14 protein-coding genes and 1 pseudogene are annotated in these 19,265 nt (G+C 62.2%); 1 reads left to right on the plus strand and 14 read right to left on the minus strand.

All coding sequences use genetic code 11. From position 1 onward, the window contains the following. The 14 genes and pseudogenes from glgX to BM403_RS30540 all read right to left on the minus strand — a co-directional run bounded on the left by glgX (position 1) and on the right by BM403_RS30540 (position 18,117). Positions 1-2,160 (minus strand): glycogen debranching protein GlgX, encoded by a 2,160-nt coding sequence (glgX, locus tag BM403_RS30480; RefSeq protein ID WP_012724526.1) that lies wholly within the window; start codon positions 2,158-2,160, stop codon positions 1-3. A gap of 119 nt (positions 2,161-2,279) precedes the next feature. Continuing rightward, on the minus strand, positions 2,280-2,552 hold the full coding sequence (locus BM403_RS30485) for a DUF2934 domain-containing protein (protein ID WP_093546838.1): 273 nt from the start codon (positions 2,550-2,552) through the stop codon (positions 2,280-2,282). Positions 2,553-2,575: 23 nt separating this feature from the next. Then, positions 2,576-5,326 (minus strand): malto-oligosyltrehalose synthase, encoded by a 2,751-nt coding sequence (locus BM403_RS30490; protein ID WP_012724525.1) that lies wholly within the window; start codon positions 5,324-5,326, stop codon positions 2,576-2,578. Further along, positions 5,323-7,407, minus strand: coding sequence for a 4-alpha-glucanotransferase (gene malQ / locus BM403_RS30495; RefSeq protein ID WP_093546841.1), 2,085 nt, complete (start codon positions 7,405-7,407; stop codon positions 5,323-5,325). Before malQ ends, BM403_RS30490 begins: the two co-directional genes overlap by 4 nt. Next, positions 7,404-9,149, minus strand: coding sequence for a malto-oligosyltrehalose trehalohydrolase (gene treZ, locus BM403_RS30500; protein WP_093546844.1), 1,746 nt, complete (start codon positions 9,147-9,149; stop codon positions 7,404-7,406). Before treZ ends, malQ begins: the two co-directional genes overlap by 4 nt. 20 nt (positions 9,150-9,169) lie before the next feature. Then, the gene (gene glgA, locus BM403_RS30505; protein WP_080567197.1) at positions 9,170-10,723 is read right to left on the minus strand and encodes a glycogen synthase GlgA; all 1,554 of its coding nucleotides are present in this window, start codon (positions 10,721-10,723) and stop codon (positions 9,170-9,172) included. A gap of 503 nt (positions 10,724-11,226) precedes the next feature. After that, the gene (locus BM403_RS30510) at positions 11,227-12,180 is read right to left on the minus strand and encodes a D-2-hydroxyacid dehydrogenase family protein (protein WP_093546847.1); all 954 of its coding nucleotides are present in this window, start codon (positions 12,178-12,180) and stop codon (positions 11,227-11,229) included. Positions 12,181-12,206: 26 nt separating this feature from the next. Then, entirely contained in the window at positions 12,207-13,208 is a 1,002-nt protein-coding gene (locus BM403_RS30515; RefSeq protein WP_093546849.1) for an alpha/beta fold hydrolase, read from the minus strand. Positions 13,209-13,252: 44 nt separating this feature from the next. Then, positions 13,253-13,696: a YqaA family protein gene (locus BM403_RS30520; RefSeq protein ID WP_093546852.1), complete on the minus strand. Its 444-nt coding sequence runs from the start codon at positions 13,694-13,696 to the stop codon at positions 13,253-13,255. After that, positions 13,693-14,139 (minus strand): DUF411 domain-containing protein, encoded by a 447-nt coding sequence (locus tag BM403_RS30525; RefSeq protein ID WP_012724518.1) that lies wholly within the window; start codon positions 14,137-14,139, stop codon positions 13,693-13,695. The genes BM403_RS30520 and BM403_RS30525 overlap by 4 nt, the downstream gene beginning before the upstream one ends. Before the next feature lie 110 nt (positions 14,140-14,249). After that, complete coding sequence (locus tag BM403_RS30530; RefSeq protein WP_012724517.1) at positions 14,250-14,708, minus strand: SRPBCC family protein; 459 nt, start codon at positions 14,706-14,708, stop codon at positions 14,250-14,252. 90 nt (positions 14,709-14,798) lie between these two features. Then, positions 14,799-15,644, minus strand: coding sequence for a methyl-accepting chemotaxis protein (locus BM403_RS32735; RefSeq protein ID WP_371914036.1), 846 nt, complete (start codon positions 15,642-15,644; stop codon positions 14,799-14,801). 15 nt (positions 15,645-15,659) lie between these two features. Then, positions 15,660-16,793 (minus strand): annotated as a pseudogene (locus BM403_RS32740) (cache and HAMP domain-containing protein); the annotation flags it as partial. Positions 16,794-17,121: 328 nt separating this feature from the next. After that, positions 17,122-18,117, minus strand: coding sequence for an aldo/keto reductase (locus tag BM403_RS30540; RefSeq protein ID WP_012724515.1), 996 nt, complete (start codon positions 18,115-18,117; stop codon positions 17,122-17,124). A gap of 118 nt (positions 18,118-18,235) precedes the next feature. Between BM403_RS30540 and BM403_RS30545 the strand changes: the two genes are divergently transcribed. Beyond that, positions 18,236-19,162 carry a LysR family transcriptional regulator gene (locus BM403_RS30545; protein WP_093546855.1) on the plus strand — a complete coding sequence of 309 codons (927 nt, stop codon included), beginning with the start codon at positions 18,236-18,238 and terminating at the stop codon, positions 19,160-19,162. The last annotated feature ends 103 nt before the right edge of the window (positions 19,163-19,265 follow it).

Raw genomic sequence — 19,265 nt, forward strand, 5'->3', positions numbered from 1 at the left:
TCACACCTCGTCGTCACGCTGCAGTTCGAACAGCAGCAGCGAGCGGCCGGTCACCGCGTACTCGTGATCAAAGTCAAAGCGTTCCTGGCCGCGCACGGCCGGCTCGTTGGTGTCGAGCATGCAGGTCCAGAATTCACCTTGGGGCACCGACGGCAGGCGGAAATTGACCATGTCGTGGTGCGCGTTGACCACCAGCAACAAGGTGGCATCGGCGCCAGGGCGGCGAATGCCGGTCTCTTGGGCGCGGCCATCCATCAGCATGCCCAGGCAGCGGCCGTTGCTGTCTTGCCACTGTTCGGTGGTCATCTCGTTGCCATCCGGCGCCAGCCAGGTGACGTCCTTCACGCCGATGTCTTCGTTGTAGTCGCCCACCAGGAAGCGCCCGCGACGCAGGATCGGGTAGGCCAGGCGCAGCTTGATCAGGCGCTTGACGAACTTGAGCAGCGCCTTGCCGTCTTCGTCCAGGTCCCAGTTGATCCAACCGATCTCGCTGTCCTGGCAGTAGGCGTTGTTATTGCCGTGCTGAGTACGCGCAAATTCGTCACCGGCCACCAGCATCGGCGTGCCTTGGGACAGCAGCAGCGTGGCGAAGAAGTTACGCATCTGACGCAGGCGCAGCGCGTTGATTTCCGGGTCGTCTGTCGGGCCTTCGACACCGTGGTTCCACGACAGGTTGTTGTTGCTACCGTCCTGGTTGTTCTCGTCGTTGGCTTCGTTGTGCTTGTCGTTGTACGACACGAGGTCGTGCAGGGTGAACCCGTCATGGGCGGTGATGAAGTTCACCGAGCTGTAAGGGCGGCGCCCACGGTGGTTGAACATCTCGCCGGAAGCGGTCATGCGGGCGGCAAAGTCGGCCAACTGGCTGTCGTCGCCTTTCCAGAATGCACGCACGGTGTCGCGGAAACGGTCGTTCCATTCCACCCAGCCCGGCGGGAAGTTGCCCACTTGGTATCCGCCGGGGCCGCAGTCCCAGGGCTCGGCAATCATCTTCAACTGGCGCAGTACCGGGTCCTGGCGGCAGGCCACGAGGAAACTGTGGCGCTCGTCAAACCCATCGCGGTAGCGGCCAAGGATGGTCGCCAGGTCGAAGCGGAAACCGTCGACGTGCATCTCGGTCGCCCAGTAACGCAGTGAGTCGGTGACCATTTGCAACACGCACGGGTGGCTCAGGTCCAGGGTGTTACCGGTACCGGAATCATTGATGTAGAAACGCTTGTCATCCGGCATCAGGCGGTAGTACGAAGCGTTGTCGATACCGCGCATCGACAGGGTCGGACCGCGCTCGTTGCCCTCGGCGGTGTGGTTGTAGACCACGTCCAGGATCACTTCGAGCTTGGCTTCGTGCAGGTGCGCGACCATCTCCTTGAACTCAGCAATCTTGCCGCTGGCCAGGTAGCGTGGGTCGGGGGCAAAAAACGCGATGCTGTTGTAACCCCAGTAGTTGGTCATGCCTTTTTCCAGCAGGTGCTGGTCGTTGACAAAGGCGTGCACCGGCAGCAGTTCTACCGACGAAATACCCAGCTGGCGGATGTGCTTGAGCACGTCATCTTCCATCAGCCCGGCGCAGGTGCCGCGCACGGACTCGCCGACGGAAGGGTGACGCATACTGATGCCGCGCAGGTGGGTTTCGTAGATGATCGTACGGTCCCACGGCACCCGTACCGGCTGATCGTTGCCCCAGGTGTGGGCCGGGTCGATCACCTTGCACTTAGGCACGAAGGGCGCGCTGTCGCGTTCGTCGAAGCTCAGGTCGTCATCCGGGTGGCCGATGGTGTAGCCGAACAGCGCCTCGGACCATTTGAGTTCGCCCACCAGCTGTTTGGCATAGGGGTCGATCAGCAATTTGTTGTGGTTGAAACGGTGGCCGTTGGCCGGGTCATACGCACCGTACACGCGGTAGCCGTAAATCAGCCCGGGGTGGGCGTCGGGCAGATAGCCGTGGAAGGTTTCGTCGGTGTATTCCGGTAGTTCGATGCGTTCCAGCTCGACTTCGCCGGAATCATCGAACAGGCACAACTCCACTTTGGTGGCGTTGGCCGAAAACAGTGCAAAGTTGACGCCCAGGCCATCCCAGGTCGCGCCAAGCGGGAAGGGCAAACCTTCACGGATCCGCGACGGCTCGTTGTCCGGCGTCGGTGGGGTTTTGTCGGGTTTGCTCATGGTGTTGCTCCTGCAAAGGTCTTTTTTCAGGCCGAGTGCGGCCGTGCTGACGAAATTTCAGCTGACAATATGGAAAATGAAATCACCCCTTGCCGACGGCACCGGCAAGAGGCTCGGGTTCAAGGCTTAGGCTTTTTCGGCGCTGGTGGTTTCTTCGCCGCCGGTGGTGCTGGCTTACTGGCGGCCGGTGCGGCCGGCTTGGCTTTTGGCGGGGGCTTGGGTGCGCTTGCCTTGGGCTTGGCTGTGGGCTTGGGCTTGCTCGGCGTCAGCGCTTCGGCTTCCGCCAGTTTGCGCGCCATCTCCCAGTGTCGCGCGTCCTCGCCGTGAGGTTTGCCCTCAGACTCCCAGATCTGATGTGCCAGTTCGCGTATGCGTTTGTCTTCAGTACTCATCACAATGCTCCTCGCAGAAAATTTCAGCTTTCTTGATCATCAGGATTGATAAAGACATTGACCGGGAAATCCCCCAGGGCAGTGCTGATCAACAGCTCCTTGTCTGGTGTGACTGCGCCTGTATGAAAAAGTCCCTTCCAGTTTTGAGTTGTCGCGGCGAACGGTAATTTCACCCGTGTATCGCCCCAAACCCGCGCATTGACCTGAGGGTGCACACCGTTTTCAAGCAGCGCGTGCGACCAGCGTGGCACCACCACCAGCACGTATTTGCCCTGATACTCGCGGGCGAAAGCGACCACCCGTTCGGCGTGCGTGCCGACCACTTCCAGCGGTGTATATGCGCCGCTGCGGAACAGTTCGGGATGGGCTTTACGCAAGCCCAGCACCTGAGCAATCAACGCCTGTTTGATGCGCCCGTCGCGCCAGTTGAACAACAGTTCACCGAGGTCCGGCGGAGTATCCAGCGCCTGTTGCCGTGCGTTGAAATCCACCGGGCGGCGGTTGTCCGGGTCCACGAGGCTGAAGTCCCAGAACTCATCGCCCTGGTACAGGTCCGGCACACCCGGTACGGTGATGCGAAGCAAGGATTGCGCCAGGCCATTGAGCGCACCGGCCGGGGCGATCACCTGGGCGGCGTTGCCAATGGCGGTGCGCAGTTCGCGCCCCTCATCAGTGAGCAGCAGCCGCGAGAGGAAGGCTTCGACGCCTTGCTCATACGCTTCGTTGGGCGCGCTCCAGCTGCTTTGCAACTTGGCTTCGCGCAGGGCTTTTTGCTGCCATTGCCACAGGCGTTGCTGGTAACCCTCGAAGTCGGCGTCCTGGTCCAGCGGCCAACTGCCCAGCAGTGCCTGATAGAGGATCAATTCATCGCCGGCCGACGGCGTATTCGCGTCAACCCGCAGCGGCGCGGCGAGGCTGCGCCAATGCTCGACCTGTTCGACGTACCACGGCGCGCACTCACTCAGCACGGCCAGGCGCGCGCGGGTATCTTCGCCGCGCTTGTGGTCGTGGGTGGCGGTGGCCAGCAGGTTGTCGGGGAAGGTCTGCAAACGGTGCTGGTTGACCGCATGGAAGTCGGCCAAGGGCGCACTGAACTGTTCGGTGCTGAAGCCCACGTCGTTGCGCGACAGCAGCACCGCCGAACGATAGAACGCGGTGTCTTCCACCGCTTTCGCGGCGGCGGGCGAGGTCAGTTGCTGGAAGCGCACGCAGGCATGCTTGAGGATCTTGCGCTCACGGCCCACCGGGCGATTGCGCCAGGGCTGGCCGCCGAGCCAATTTTCCAGGTGCTCAAGTACCGGCCAGTCGCCTTCACCCAAGGTCGTGCGCGCGCCGTCCATGGCCTGCTGGAACACCTTGTCGTCGGCGGCGCTACGGCCACGGGCGCTGATGTAGGTGCGGTACACCGGGAAGTGCACGATCAGTTCCTGCAAGGCCCGGCGGATGGCCCCGAGGGTCAGGTCGCGGGTCATCACGTCGTCGCGGGCCACTTGCAGCAGGGCCTGGGCCACGCTTTCAAAGTCACCGCCGAGGGAGCCATTGAGGATCTGCTGGCGTGCCAGCCGCGCTTCCTCGATAAACGCCGCAGGCCGTTCGCTGTGGCGTGTCCACAGCTCGGCCAACGGTTCGAAGCCGTCCGGCTGGTGTTGCAGCAGCGACAACTGGTTCATGAATTCGTAGCCGGTGGTGCCGTCCACTTGCCAGTCTTCACGCAGGGTTTCGCCCTCGCCGAGGATCTTCTCGACGAAGATCGGCAAGTGCCGCTCCGGCACCAGCGAATCCACGCGACGGCGCAGCTTGCGGCAATACCCGCGCGGGTCGGCCAGGCCGTCGATATGGTCGATGCGCAGGCCATCCACCAAGCCTTCGCTGATCAGTTCGAAGATCTTGCCATGGGTGGCTTCGAACACCGCGGTACGCTCCACGCGCAGGCCGCCGAGTTCGTTGACATCGAAGAAGCGCCGCCAGTTGATGTCATCCGCCGCCGTGCGCCAGCTGGCCAGGCGGTAGGCCTGTTGTTCCAGCAGTTGATGCAGGCGCTTGAAGCCTTCGGGCTGGCGCCCGTCGAAGGTGGTCAGCCGCTGCTCGATGGCCGGCAGCACCTCGGTGGCGCGTTCGGCCAGGGCCTGTTTGAGCCACGCCGCCTCGTGGTAGGCGTCTTCCTGATGGGCGAGGGCGGTGAAGCGCTCGGCCAGGGGCTTGAGCGGCGCCTCGGTGCCCAGGATCGCCGCGTAGTCTTTTGGACAGATCGGGAAGCGGTGTTCGTAGTGCTCAACGTAGAACGCGCCGTGGGGGGCGTCGAACTGCAACGTCAGGGTGCCGGCCTGCAGGGCTTCGCCGTAGTCGCTGCCGAGGAACGGCATCAGCAATTGGCCCTTGAGCAGGGGGTCGGGTGAGTGCCATTGAATATCGAAGAACTCGCTGTAGGGGCTCAGTCGCCCCCATTCCAGCAGGTCCAGCCACCAAGGGTTGTCGGCGCCGCCCACGGCCATGTGGTTGGAAACGATATCGAGGATCAGGCCCATCTTGTGTTCACGCAGCGCCGCGACCAGGCGGCGCAGGGCCGGTTCGCCGCCCAGCTCCGGGTTGACGCTGGTGGGGTCTACCACATCGTAGCCGTGCATGGACCCTGCACGGGCGCTGAGCAGAGGCGAGGCATACAGGTGACTGATGCCCAACTGGGCGAAATACGGCACCAGGGGCACCGCATCATCGAGGGTAAAACCTTTATGGAATTGCAGGCGCTGGGTCGCGCGCAGGGGCAGTGCGTTCATCGGTCACGCTCATAGGCTTGGTTGCGCGCGACGGCCAACAGCTCGAGGCGGCGGGCGGCACCGGCATTGTCGAGCAGGCTGGACGCCTCGCCCGGCAGGCGGCGACGCCAATTGGGATGGGTGTCGGTGGTGCCGGGCAGGTTGGCTTGTTCCTCCACCCCGAGGGCGTCCTCCAACGGCAACAGCACCAGGGGCGCGCGGGTGTGGCCGAGGTAGCGCGCACTGGCGTCGATCATATGGTCGGTTTCATTGCGGATTTCTTCGACGAAGTTCTGCGGGTCCTGGCTCAAGGCCTGGCGCAGTGCCTGGCGTTCGCGCAGGCGGTGTTCACTCCATTGCTCCACCGTGGGCGCGTCGATCAGGCCAAGCCGGATGTTCCAGTCGATATCGCGGCTGTGCCACCAACCGTTCAGGGTCGGCAAATCATGGGTGCTGGTGGTGGCCAGGGCGTTGTCCGGCCAGTCGAGGATCGGCGTGAACCGGCCCTCGTGGTTTTGCTCGAACAGCAACACACGCATGCCCAGGACCGAGCGCGCGATGAGTTTTTCACGCAGGCCATCCGGCACCGTGCCCAAGTCTTCACCGAGCACAATGGCCTGGTGACGGTGGGACTCCAGCGCCAACAGCCGCAACAGGTCATCCACCGGGTAATACAGGTAGGCGCCTTCGCGCGGCGAGGCGTCCATGGGGATCACCCACAGGCGTTGCAGGCCCATCACATGGTCGATGCGCAAGCCGCCGGCATGGGCAAAGTTGGCGCGCAGCATTTCGATAAAGGCGCGAAAACCATTGCGCTTGAGACCTTCGGGCGAGAAGGCGGAAATCCCCCAGCCCTGGCCGGCACGGTTGAGAATGTCGGGCGGCGCACCGACGGTCAGGTCTGCCAGCAATTCATCCTGGCGGCTCCAGGCCTGGCTGCCACCGCCGTCGGCGCCCACCGCGAGGTCGGCGATCAAGCCGACGCCCATGCCGCTGCCGCGCGCAGCTTGTTGCGCGCGCTCAAGGCAACGGGCGATCAGCCATTGGCTGAACGCGAAGTAGCCGATCTCATCGCGATTGTCTTCGGCGAACTGCGCCAGTGCCGGGCTCTGCGGGCTGCGCCAGTCTTCGGGCCAGTGGCGCCAGTCGAGTGCTTCACCCGCCGCTGCGCGGGCCGCTTGCACGGCTTCGAAGCGGCAATGGTTTTCCAGCGCCTCGCCACCGGCCTGGCGGAAACTGAGGAAGTCGGCGTGTTGTGGGTGGTGGCCATGACGGAAGTCTTCATAAAGTGCACGCAACAGGCGTTGCTTGGCCTTGGCGGCGGCGGGCCAGTCGATCAGGGTGTGTTGCTCCAGCGCGTGCAGTTCATCCGCCAGGCCGAGGGACTCGATCGCATTGCGCACTTCGCGCTCACCCAGGATGCAGCCCGGGGAGGCGTACAAACTGTTGAGGAACAACCGGCTCGACGGCGAATACGGGCTGTAGCGCCCGGTGTCGGCGCTGAACATGGCATGCATCGGGCTGATGGCCAGGGCATCGGCGCCGCGCTCGGCCGCCGAGCGGGCCAGGTGCTCCAAGGCCAGGGTATCGCCAAAACCGCCGTCGCCCAGGCGGCGCAGGCCATACAGTTGCGCGCTGAGGCCCCAGGCGCGGGCCGGTTGGGTATCGACCGCTTCGGCGACGCTGTAGCAATGCGTGGGGGCGACGGCCAAGGTGAAGACCTGATCGGCGATATGCACTTGGTGATAACCCAGGGCAATGACGCCTGGCAGGACGGCGTCGCCATCGAGCCGCAGTTCCAGGGTGTCGCCGTCTTCCAGGCTGACCCGGCACAGGGTGTCCGGTTCGAAGTAGCGCGCCAGGTCGAGGCCGTCACCACTGTCGATGGTCAGTAAGGGCGGCAGGTGTTTGTCTTGTTGTACCCGCTCCAGTTCAAGCAGGCTGGCGTCGATCTCTGCGTCACTGTCGGCCGGGTGGCCCAGGCCTTTGAGAACGGCGCGCAGGGCGTCGGGTGTTACACGTTGCGGGCGGCCGTTTGCGTCGATCCAATCGACGGCCAGGCCCGCTCGGCTGGCGAGGATTTCCAGGTTCGCTTCACTCAAGGGTGCTCTCCAACAGGGGATAGGGTGACGCGTGCGCTGTACGGCGGCAGGGTTGCGCCGGCGTTGGCAGGCGTTTGAAAAAGGACCGGCTCCGTGGCTGGGTGATCCAGCGGCACGGCGCTCAAGTTGAGGTCGATCCGCAACACACTGCCGTTACCCAGGCGCCAACGGGCGCTGACGGCGTGATCGGCCAGGACCTGAGCGCCCAGCGCGACACTGCCGGGCAGGTGCGGCACGAGATGCCGGTGGCGCAGGCTCAGCAGTTGGCGATAGAGCTGGGTGTGTTCGTTCTCGTCGAAGCTGGGCGTGGTTTGCAAAAAGGTCGGCAGGGCATTGGGATCGGGAATGCGTTCGCGCCGCTCCGGGTCCTGGAACGCGGCGAAATCCTTGAATTCATTGCGTCGACCTTCACGCACCGCCTCGGCCAGCTCGCCATGGTGATCGGTGAAAAACAGGAAAGGCTCGCTGGCGTTGGCCTCATCACCCATGAACATCAGCGGGATCATCGGCGACAGCAGCAGCAGCGCGGTCGCCGCCTTCAAGGCCTGCGGCGAGCAGAGCTGATGCAGGCGCTCGCCCAGGGCACGGTTGCCGATCTGGTCATGGTTTTGCAGGAACGCCACGAACGCGCTCGGTGGCAGGTGCCCACTGGGTTCGCCACGCACATGGCCATGCCGGGTTGTATGGCCTTGGTAGATAAAGCCTTCGCCCAGGCAGCGGGCCAATTTAGCGGTCGGGTCTTGGGCGAAGTCGCTGTAATACGCATCGGTTTCGCCGGTCAACAGCACGTGCAACACATTATGGAAATCATCATTCCACTGCGCGTTGAAATCGTGCTGCAGGAGCCCGGCCTGGTTGAGCTCGTTTTCGAGCATCAGCCAGACATGGCGGCCCGTGTCCACCTGCTCGCGCACGCGGTGGGCCAGCTCCTTGAGAAACTCCGGGTTATCGATGGCGTGTACCGCGTCCAGGCGCAGGCCGTCGAAGCGGTATTCGAGCAACCACATCAATGCGTTATCGAGGAAGAAGTCCCGCACTTCACGCCGGTTGAAATCGATGCCGGCGCCCCATGGCGTGTGCACGTCTTCCTGGAAGAACCCCTTGGCGTATTGGCCCAGGTAATTGCCGTCGGGCCCGAAGTGGTTGTAGACCACGTCGAGAATCACCGCCAAGCCATGTTCGTGGGCGCTGTCGATCAGGTGCTTGAGCTGTTCAGGGGTGCCGTAGGAGGCTTGGGGTGCATAGGGCAGGACCCCGTCGTAGCCCCAGTTGCGATCGCCGGGGAATTGCGCCAACGGCATCAATTCAATCGCGGTAACGCCCAATTCGGCCAGGCGTGGCAGGTGTTTCTCAATGCCGGCATAACCCCCCATGGCACCGACGTGCAGTTCATAGATGACTGCCTCGTGCCAGGGGCGGCCTTGCCAATTGCTGTGACGCCATTGATAGGCGAGGGAGTCGACCACTACGCTCCAACCGTGCACATCCGAGGCCTGGGCCCTGGAGGCGGGATCGGGTACGTCCATTTCCCCATCGATATTGAAGCGGTAGCGCGTGCCCGCCGGGCACGCTATTTCGGTTTCAAACCAGCCTTCTGCCTGGGGCAGCATGGCGACGGACTTGCCGTTTTCCAATTCAACGCTGACATAAAACGCGTCTGGCGCCCACAAGGCGAAACGCGTGTGTTGCGCGTCCAGCATGATTGCGCCGTGGGGCCAGGTTTCCAGAGTCCGTAACGGCATCTATAAAAACCTCCCTTTGATTATTTAGCGGATTTCCCCAGTGCTTTAGCCACCAGTTGCTCATACAGTTCGGCGTAGGGTTCCACGGCCTGGCTCCAGTTGAACGGTTGGGTCATCGCCCGGCAGCGCATGGCGTTGAGCAAGCCAGGGAAGGCAAACACCTTGAACGCGCGGCTCAAGGCTTCTTTGTAGCTGTCGACCGTGGATTCATTGAACAGGAAGCCGGTGACACCGTTTTCAATGGTGTCAGCCAAGCCACCGGTGTTACGTGCGACGGGCAGCGAACCGAAGCGCTGGGCGTACATCTGGCTCAGGCCGCAGGGCTCGTAACGCGACGGCATCAGCAGGAAATCGCTGCCGGCGAACATGCGCCGGGCGTCGGTCTCGTTGAAGCCGATGCGCACGCCGATCTGGCCTGGGAAGCGCAGCGCCAGTTCACGCATGGCGTTTTCTTCTTCAGGCTCACCCCGGCCGATAATCGCGATCTGGCCGCCTTGTTCGACGATAAAGCTGGCAACGGCTTCGGTAAGGTCCAGGCCTTTCTGGAAGACCAGGCGCGAGACCACGGCGAACAGCGGACCCGTCGAGTCGTGGAGGCCGAACAGGTTGCGCACCTGCGCGGCGTTCACCGCCTTGCCTTCCCAATCGCCAATATTGAAGTTGTGCGTCAGGTGGGGGTCGGTGGAGGTTTCCCAGCTGTCTTCGATGCCGTTGGGAATGCCGCTGAGCAAGCCTTGCTGGGTCTTGCTGGCCAAAAAGCCATCCAGGCCGCAGCCGAATTCAGGCGTAGTGATTTCCTGGGCGTAGGTGGCGCTCACGGTGGTGATATGGCTGGAATACGCCATGCCGGCCTTGAGGAACGACATCTTGCCGTAGAACTCCATGCCTTCCTGTTGCAAGGCGTGGGGTGGAATGCCGAGCTCCGGCGTGGAAGCCAGGCTGACGACGCCCTGATACGCCAGGTTATGGATGGTGAACAGGGTCGGGGTGCGTGACCCACGCCAGTGCATATAGGCCGGTGCCAGGCCAGCGGGCCAGTCGTGGGCGTGCACCAGGTCCGGGCACCAGTGGATCTGCGCCAGGTTGGCGGCCATGTCGGCGGCGGCCAGGCCCAGGCGGGCGAAACGAATATGGTTGTCCGGCCAGTCGCGGCCGTTGTTGGCGCCGTAGGGTGTACCTTCACGCTCGTAGAGCTCGGGGCAGATCAGTACATAGATGACCAGGCCGTCCTTGAGGTCCATCCGCCCGATCTTGCACGGCGGCAGCGCAGCGTGGCCGCCCAGCTCACCGATGATATGGATCGGGTTGTCGCTCTCCATTACCTGCGGATAACCAGGGATCAGCACCCGCACATCGTGCAGGTGGGCCATGGCGCGGGGCAGGGCAGCGGACACATCGCCCAGGCCGCCGGTTTTCACCAGATCGGCGAATTCAGAGGTGACAAACAGCACTTTCTTGCGATTGGGATTGTGACTCGGGACCGGCCGCACCGTGTTGAGGTCAACCAAAGAGGTCGACCCGCCAACTGGCTGACTAACACGCTCTCCCTGAATACTTGCAGCGGCACTGATCATAGTTCTCTCCACGTGTTGGTCGGCTAATGGCCCGCTGCCACTAGCTCCGATGACCGCATCCTGCGGCCAGGCGCAAGCGCATAACGCCCTTTGAATAGTTGGGGCAAGGCGTATGCCAGTTGCACGGTTAGCTCAAAAAGAATGGATAGACGGCATCTGGTATGAACCGCATGTGCGCGCCTTACCCTAAACCTGACCTATGGCAGAGTTGTAAAGTTTCGATTTTTTCGCGGGGCTTTTGTTTTGAAACGGACCCATCGGTCATCAGTCTAGGACATATCCTAGAGCCTGTAGGGTTTTCGAGAAGATTTTGTAGGACAAAATACTTTTAACGTTATGCCCTTGTAGTGGGCAAGGTGTTGTAGTGAGCGGGCTTGTCCCGCGTCGGAGTGCGAAGCGCTCCTCATAAGGCGTACTCGGTGCAATGAGTGCCACCGAGGCGTTTGGTTTTGGGGCCGCTTCGCGCCCCAGCGTGGGGCAAGCCCACTCACTACATTGGTGCGTTAGCCGAGGGTGCGAATGGGCGCGCCGTTCGCCCAGGCTTGAATGTCTTCGATCATTTGCGAGTAGAACTGCCGGTAATTCTGCTCGCTCACGTAGCCCACGTGCGGGGTGGCCAGTACCGTTGGCAAGCGGCGGAAGGGATGATCCGCGGGCAGCGGCTCTTGGGCATACACGTCCAGCGCCGCACCGGCCAGGCGGCCGCTTTCGAGGGCCTGCACCAGCGCCTGCTCATCCACTATCGGCCCCCGCGCGGTGTTGACCAGGCGCGCGCTGGGCTTCATCCAGCCCAGCGCTTGCGCGTCCACCAAGCCACGGGTGCGGTCACTGAGCACCAGGTGCACGGTGAGAATGTCCGCCTGTTCGAACAAGGCTTGCTTGCTGACCCACGTCACGCCTGACTCGGCGGCCCGTTCCGGGGTGAGGTTTTCACTCCAGGCAATGACACGCATGCCGAACACCTGGGCAAACTGCGCGACTTTCTGGCCGATACTGCCCAGCCCGAGAATCCCCAGGGTCTTGCCATACAGATCGCCGCCCAGGCCGGTCTGCCAGTGGCCGGCGCGCAGCGAATGGGCTTCAGCCGCCAGGTCACGCGTGGAAGCCATGATCAACGCCCAGGTCAATTCCGGCGCCGCGTGTTTATAGCTGTCGGTGCCACAGACCTGGATACCCAAGGCCTTGGCCGCGGGAATGTCGATCGCGGCGTTGCGCATGCCGCCGGTCACCAGCAATTTAAGCGCGGGCAGGCCTTGCAGCAGGGCTTTGTCGAAGGTAGAGCGCTCACGCATCACACAAATGACCTCGAAGCCCTGCAAGCGCTCGATCATGGTGGCGGTATCCGCCGGGTAATCGTGCAGGAAATGCACCTGGCCCACGGCCGCAAGGACCGACCAATCCACCACGCCACTGGCCACATTCTGCCAATCATCAATGACTGCGATCTGTACCGACATTCACGAGTGCCTCGAAAAAGGTTGGACTAAAGGGCGTTAAGGCCCTGCAACAGTGCCTTGTGAAACTGGGCGGGTTCTTCCATTTGCGGCGCGTGCCCAAGGCCCGGGAATTCCACCAGGGTTGCATGGGGGATCAGCTTGGCCACCTGCTTGCCCAGCACGGCATAATCGCCAAGCGTGGCCTTGACCGCCGGCGGCGCGATGTCTTTGCCGATGGCAGTGTTGTCCGATGTGCCGATCAGCAGCAGCGTGGGCATCTGCAGGTCCTTGAACTCGTAGTACACCGGCTGGGTGAAGATCATGTCGTAAATCAACGCCGAGTTCCATGCCACCTGCGTATGCCCGGGGCCGTTGCTCAGGCCGGCGTACATGTCCACCCACCGCTCATACTCCGGCTTCCAGCGCCCGACATAATAGGTATTGAGTTGGTAGTTGCGAATGCCTTCGGCGCTGACCTTCAGCTCCCGCTCATACCACTGGTCAACGCTGAGCGAGGGCACGCCCAACGCTTTCCAGTCTTCCAGGCCGATCGGGTTGACCATCGCCAGCTGTTCGGTTTGCTCGGGGTACATGAGGGCGTAGCGCGTGGCGAGCATGCCGCCGGTGGAATGGCCGAGGAGGGTGGCCTTTTGAATGCCGAGCTTTTCCAGCAGTTGGTGGGTGTTAAGCGCCAGTTGCTGGAAGCTGTACTGGTAATGATCGGGCTTGCTGGAACTGCAGAATCCGATCTGGTCCGGCGCGATCACCCGGTAGCCGGCGTCGCTCAAGGCCTTGATCGAACCTTCCCAGGTGGCGCCGCAGAAGTTCTTGCCGTGCATCAGCACCACGCTGCGACCGTTGGCCTGACCTTTGGCGGGGACGTCCATATAGCCCATTTGCAAGGACTTGCCCTGGGATTGAAACGCGAAATGCTTGAGCGGATAGGGGTATTCGAAGCCTTGCAGTTCGGGACCGTAGGTCGCGGCGAACGCCGGGGCGGCAGTGGCTGTGAGCAGGCCGGCGATACAAAAAGCGCGGATCAGAGGCATTGGCTGGGCTCCGAGAAGGGTATTCGGATGCTGTTGCGAGACGATTAAGTGGAGATTAACACCCACTGCAAGGTGATCGCCGCGAGCACGCCATAACGCAGGCCTTTGGCCAGGGTCACCAGTAGCAGGAATCGCCACAGTGGCTCGCGCATCACCCCGGCCACCAGTGTCAGCGGGTCGCCAATGATCGGCAGCCAACTGAGCAGCAACGTCCAATGCCCCCAGCGCTCGTAATGGTTGCGGGCTTTTTCCAGTTGCTTGTCGTTGATGGGAAACCAGCGCCGTTGCTTGAAGTGCTCCACCCAGCGGCCCAGCCACCAGTTCACCACTGAGCCCAGCACATTGCCCAACGTGGCAATGCCCAGCAACAGCCACAGGCTGTAATGGCCGCTGAGGAGCAGGCCGACCAATACGGCTTCCGATTGCAGGGGTAATAATGTCGCGGCGCCAAACGCCGCGAAAAACAACCCCAGGTAGCCCGCGATCATTGTGCCGGGTATTGCGCCACCACCACATCTTTGCCTTCACGGGTCAGGCCGATGACTTGATAGGCCTCGCTGCGGCCTTCCACCTCCATGCCGGGCGAGCCCATGGGCATGCCCGGCGCGGCGACGCCCAGCAGGTCGTTGCGTTTGCGCAAGGCCAGCACCTGTTCGGCAGGCACATGGCCTTCGACGAATTTGCCGTCGATCACGGCGGTATGACAGGAGCCCAGGCGCGGCGCCACGCCCAGGCGTTGTTTGACCGCACTCATGTCGGTTTCGACGTGGTCATTGACCTTGAAACCGTTGCTTTCCAAGTGGCTGATCCATTTTTTGCAGCAACCGCAGTTGGCGTCGCGGTGCACGTCAATGGGGATCAGGTCGGCAGCCTGGGCCAGGGTGGCGGTGAAGAGGGTTGAAAGCAGGGCCAATCGCAATCGGGTTTTCATGGTGGGGCTCGTCGGTCGGTGAACGTCGTCAGGATGTAGGCGATCATGACGACGTCAGCGCAGGCAAGCCAGTCTCCACCGAGGGGGGGTGTGGCGGTAATGTTTCCAAATTATACGAGAGGTGGGTTTTCCAGGCGATGCTTGAGCTGGCCGAGGGCGACCGCCGACAGTTCAATCATGCGTTCATGCAAGGTGGCCAATTGCAATTCGGTTTCATAGGTCAATACACGTTTGAACAGCGTGCCGCCTTGATGGGGCAACAGGAAGTAGTGAATCGAGCCGTCGACGGCCAGGGAAGTGAACACGGTCTTGAATTCGCCGGGGCGCCGCGCGATCTGCACGCGGTAACTCATGGGCACACGCACACCCAGCAAATCGATGAACTCGGTGAAACGTGCGCCGGGCGGGAGTGAACCGGTGGTGCCCGTATCGGCGCTGAGGGAGGTGGGGTGCCATTCGTGCCAGCGATCCGGTTGGGTCACGTAGTCATAAACGGCGTCGATGGGGGCCTGGATAAAGCGTTCCTGACTGATCCGCTCCAAGCGGACCGACTGCTCGGCTGCGCGCATGGCACACCTCCTGTGTGGCAGTAGTAATCACCTTGAACTGTCAGAATAGTCCCACTCCCGCACATTGCACGGGAGTGTTTCAGCCGTTTATCACTGCACCTTGAATCGACCCATCAACGCAATTACCCGACCATTCGCGTCCAGCAGGCTTTGAGTATTGGTTTCAGTGGCATGGCCGCTCTGCACCAACTCTTCGACCATTTGTCGGATCTGCACCATGCTGCGGTTGATCTCCTCGGTCACCGCGCTTTGCTGCTCGGCGGCCGTGGCGATCTGGGTGCTGAGGTTATTGATGTGGCTGACCGAGCCGGCCATTTCATCCAACCCGGTGTTCACCCGCGCCGTGGCATCCGCGGCCGACTGGCAGCTGGCCTGGGTGTTTTCCATCGCGGCGACCGAGGAACTCACGCCTGCCGTCAGGCGGGTGAGCATTTCGTTGATCTGCGACGTGCTGGCCTGCGTGCGTGCGGCCAGCGCGCGGACTTCATCGGCCACCACCGCAAAACCACGGCCTTGCTCACCGGCACGCGCCGCTTCAATCGCGGCGTTGAGGGCGAGCAGGTTGGTCTGGCCGGCGATTGCGCCGATCACGCCGAGGGTTTCGGTGATGCGCGCGGCATCCTGGCGCATGTTTTCCACGCTGTGGGTCGCACTGGACACTTCGCCAATCAACGCGCTGACACTGTTGGAGGCTTCACCGACGACCACGCGGGAACGGTCGGCGTGTTCGTTGGCGCGCTGGGTGAACGCTGCGGTTTCGGCGGCGTTTTGCGCAACGGTGTCGGCGGTGGAGCTCATTTCGGTGATGGCGGTGACGGTCTGGTCGGTTTCCGAGGCATGCCGTACCAGGATCTGGTTGGTGTGCGCCGACGTCCGCTGTAGTTGCTCAAGGCTTGACGACATGGCGCCGGTGGCTTGGGTGACTTCGCCGATCATGTTCTGCAGGTAGACAATAAAGCGGTTCACCGAGTGGCCGATGGCGCCCAATTCGTCTTCGGCACGGATGGTGATGCGGCGGGTCAGGTCGGCATCGCCGGCGGACAGTGCGTCGATATTTGTTTTCAACGACTTCATGCGCTGCACCAGTTGGCGGATCGCATACGCGGCGAGCAGCACCAGCAGCAGGACCATAGGGATTTGCAGCAAGGCCAAGGTGCCCAGTACGTCATCACGCTGGGCGGTAATCAGTGAGGTGGGCAGGGCGGTGGCGAGGAACCATGGCGTGCCACCGATAGGGCGCATGTAAAAAGTGCTGGCCACGCCCTGGTTGTCGAACTCGTTGCGTTGCAGCGCCTGGTCGCGGTGGGCCAGGGCTTTGCTGACCTGGGCCGCAAACGCCGAAGTGCCGGTGAGTTCGCTGATGTTCTTCAGCACCACCGGACCGCTGATGCGGGTGCTGTTGCTGATGATCTTGCCGTCACCTTCGACGATCAGCATTTGCCCGCCGATGTCTTTCTCTTTACTGGCCACCAGGTCATTGAAGAAGCCCAGGGTCACGTCGATGGTCGCGACACCATAAGGCACGCCGTCGCGCTGGATGGCCATGGCGCAGTTGGTGCGCGGCTCCTGGCTGGCGTCGTCCTTGTAGGCGGCCGCCCAGGCACATTGACCGCGCGGCGAGGCCAAGCCGCCTTTGTACCAGCTCTGGTCGTAATAGTTGGGCGCGGGGTCGCTGTTCCAGAACGTATTCACCGCCAGCTTGCCCGAGGCATCTCGGTGCCAGAACGTGCTGTGTTTGTTACGCCCCGGTGTGCGCTGGTTGGGCAACGGCCAGATCCCGCCCCCGAAGACTTTCAGCTCGCCATACTGGTCGACCAGGCCCGGAAGGACCTTGTCGATGGCATCGCTGTCGAGCAGTGGGATGGTCTGGGTGATGGTGCGTTGTTGGGACTGAACCTTGTTCAGTTCACCCTGAATCTGCTCGGCGACCTCGGCGATGCGGTTGAGCACCACCTGTTCTTCTGTCTGTCGCAGCGTGGGCGCGACCAACTGGCCGATGCCCACCACGGTCAACACAAATAACACCAGGACGAACAGCACCAGGAACAGGGTATAGCGGGCTTGGATAGAGCGCAGTGGGGGCATGAGGTCGTCCTTACGAAGCGTTTATTGTCGACGCGGCTTTGTTAGAGCTTCGTAGGGCTATCGGCTTGGGAGGGCGAAGCTTTAGGTACGGTCGTGCAAGAAAAAAGATCGCCGGGTGAGGGTAATGCCAGTCAGTTAAGAAGCAGCAAGAGCGAAAAGTCACCCGTGGCGAGGGCGCTTGCTCCCGCTGGACTGCGTAGCAGTCCCAGTCTTTTGAAACGAAGAGCTGGGGCCGCTTCGCGACCCAGCGGGAGCAAGCTCCCTCGCCACAGGTACGGTGCTCACCCTTAACTGACTGGCATTAGCCGGGTGAGGGCGCTCTTTTTATTCAGATATCCAGCATGGCCATTACTGCCTCGGGGTAACGCAAGCCGGCGGTTGCCTCGATGGGGAAGATCGCCTCCAGTGCCGCGAGCTCTGCCTGGCTGAGGCTGATCGACACCGCCGCCGCGTTTTCTTCCAGATACCTGCGCTGCTTGGTGCCGGGTATCGGAATGATGAAGTCACCCTGCGCCAACACCCAGGCCAGCGCGAGTTGTCCGGCGCTCACGCCTTTGTCGGCTGCCAGCGTTTGTACCTGCTTCACCAGTTCGAGGTTTTTGCCAAAGTTCTCACCCTGGAAGCGCGGGCTGAACCGACGGTAGTCATCGGCACCGAAGTCATCCGGGCTTTTCAGCGCACCGGTTAGAAAACCACGGCCCAGCGGGCTGTAGGGCACGAACGCGATGCCCAGGCGCCGGCAGGCGGCGAGACAGCCGTTGTGTTCCTGGTCGCGGCTCCACAGCGAGTACTCGCTTTGCAACGCGCTGATCGGGTGCACCTTATGCGCGCGTTCAAGTGTCGCGGCAGAGGCTTCGCTCAAGCCCAGGTAGCGCACTTTGCCCTGCTGGACCAACTCGGCCATGGCACCGACGGTTTCTTCGATGGCGACGTCCGGGTCGATGCGGTGCTGGTAATACAGATCGAGGGTCTCCACGCCCAAGCGTCGCAGCGTGCCGTTGATAGCCTCGCGGATGTAGTCGGGGCGGCCGTTCACGCCACGCTGCGCCGGGTGTGCCGGATCGCGCACAATCCCGAACTTGCTGGCCAGGAACACCTGGTCACGTTTGCCGGCGATGGCTTGGCCAATCAGTTGTTCATTGGTGTGCGGGCCGTAGATGTCGGCGGTGTCGAGAAAATTGATGCCCAACTCCAGGGCACGGTGCAGGGTCGCGGTGGCTTCGCGGGTGTCGCTGCCGGGTGTGTAGAAATCGCTCATGCCCATGCAGCCGAGGCCGATGGCGGAGACGAGCGGGCCGTTTGTTCCGAGTTGACGTGTGTGCATGGTTTCAGCGCCTTGGGTGGGAAGGTCTGCATTGTCACGCTCGACAAAATCGGAATAAACCGGCTAAAAGCACTATCACTATTCGCATTATCTGAATAATCAGTTCGAGGAGCTGCCTTTGGACCGTTTCAACGCAATGCGCGTGTTCACACGCATCGTCGAACTGCGTGGCTTCGCCAAGGCCGCCGACAGCCTGCAACTGCCGCGCGCGTCGGTGACCGTGCTGATCAAGCAGCTGGAAGCGCACTTGGGCGTGCAATTGTTGCAACGCACCACGCGGCAAGTCAGCCCGACGCTGGACGGTGCGGCGTATTACCAACGTTGCGTGCAACTGCTGACCGACCTGGAAGAAACCGAGGCGGTCTTTTCCACCCGGCGACAGAACCCACGCGGCACGTTGAGCGTGGACATGCCCTCGGGAATCGGAAGGTTGATCGTGATCCCTGCGTTGCCCGCGTTCACCGCGCGCTACCCGCAGATCGAACTGGAGGTCGGCCTTAACGACCGCCCGGTGAACCTGATCCGTGAGGGTGTGGATTGCGTGCTGCGTGGCGGCCTTGCGCTGGACGAGTCGCTGGTGGCGCGGCCGTTGGCGATGATGGATCAACTGACCCTGGCGAGTCCGGAGTATCTGGCGCGCAGGGGAGTGCCCGCGTCGCTTGATGACCTGGTCAACCATCAGATGGTCGAATACGTCTCCAGCGCCAGTGGCAAACGGTTTGGCCTGGAGTTCCAGGTCGACGGCCACTTGCACACGGTGAACCTGTCGAAGGGCTTGGCGGTGAACAGTTCCGACGGCTATTTCGCAGCGTGTGAGGCCGGGTTCGGCTTGATCCAGGCGCCGCATTATCACGCGATGCGTCAATTGGCCGAGGGATCGTTGGTGGAAGTATTGCCCCAGGTGAAGGTGCCAACCATGGCACTGTCGGCGCTGTACCCGCCGCATCGCCAATTATCCCAGCGGGTGCGGGTATTTGTGGATTGGCTGGTAGCGCTTTGCGCCCAGCCCGGTACCGGGTTACGGCGTGAGGTGGATGCGGGCTGATTGGTCGAGCCAAAGTTTTTCATCGCCTGTAACATAAGCGCCTGCCTGACGTGCTGGCGCTTATCTGCCGCGCAGGTCCGGCGATTCACACCGGCTCTATTCT

The sequence above is a fragment of the Pseudomonas sp. OV546 genome (genome assembly GCF_900116845.1).
In the GTDB taxonomy this organism is placed as follows: Bacteria; Pseudomonadota; Gammaproteobacteria; order Pseudomonadales; family Pseudomonadaceae; genus Aquipseudomonas; species Aquipseudomonas petroselini.

Coding starts and splice junctions, on each gene's coding strand:
- BM403_RS30490 (WP_012724525.1), bottom strand. CDS start 5,326: ATGAACGCACTGCCCCTGCGCGCGACCCAGCGCCTGCAATTCCATAAA.
- BM403_RS30510 (WP_093546847.1), bottom strand. CDS start 12,180: ATGTCGGTACAGATCGCAGTCATTGATGATTGGCAGAATGTGGCCAGT.
- treZ (WP_093546844.1), bottom strand. CDS start 9,149: ATGCCGTTACGGACTCTGGAAACCTGGCCCCACGGCGCAATCATGCTG.
- BM403_RS30530 (WP_012724517.1), bottom strand. CDS start 14,708: ATGCGCGCAGCCGAGCAGTCGGTCCGCTTGGAGCGGATCAGTCAGGAA.
- glgX (WP_012724526.1), bottom strand. CDS start 2,160: ATGAGCAAACCCGACAAAACCCCACCGACGCCGGACAACGAGCCGTCG.
- glgA (WP_080567197.1), bottom strand. CDS start 10,723: ATGATCAGTGCCGCTGCAAGTATTCAGGGAGAGCGTGTTAGTCAGCCA.
- BM403_RS30525 (WP_012724518.1), bottom strand. CDS start 14,139: ATGAAAACCCGATTGCGATTGGCCCTGCTTTCAACCCTCTTCACCGCC.
- BM403_RS30540 (WP_012724515.1), bottom strand. CDS start 18,117: ATGCACACACGTCAACTCGGAACAAACGGCCCGCTCGTCTCCGCCATC.
- BM403_RS30520 (WP_093546852.1), bottom strand. CDS start 13,696: ATGATCGCGGGCTACCTGGGGTTGTTTTTCGCGGCGTTTGGCGCCGCG.
- BM403_RS32735 (WP_371914036.1), bottom strand. CDS start 15,644: ATGATCGGCGAAGTCACCCAAGCCACCGGCGCCATGTCGTCAAGCCTT.
- BM403_RS30485 (WP_093546838.1), bottom strand. CDS start 2,552: ATGAGTACTGAAGACAAACGCATACGCGAACTGGCACATCAGATCTGG.
- BM403_RS30515 (WP_093546849.1), bottom strand. CDS start 13,208: ATGCCTCTGATCCGCGCTTTTTGTATCGCCGGCCTGCTCACAGCCACT.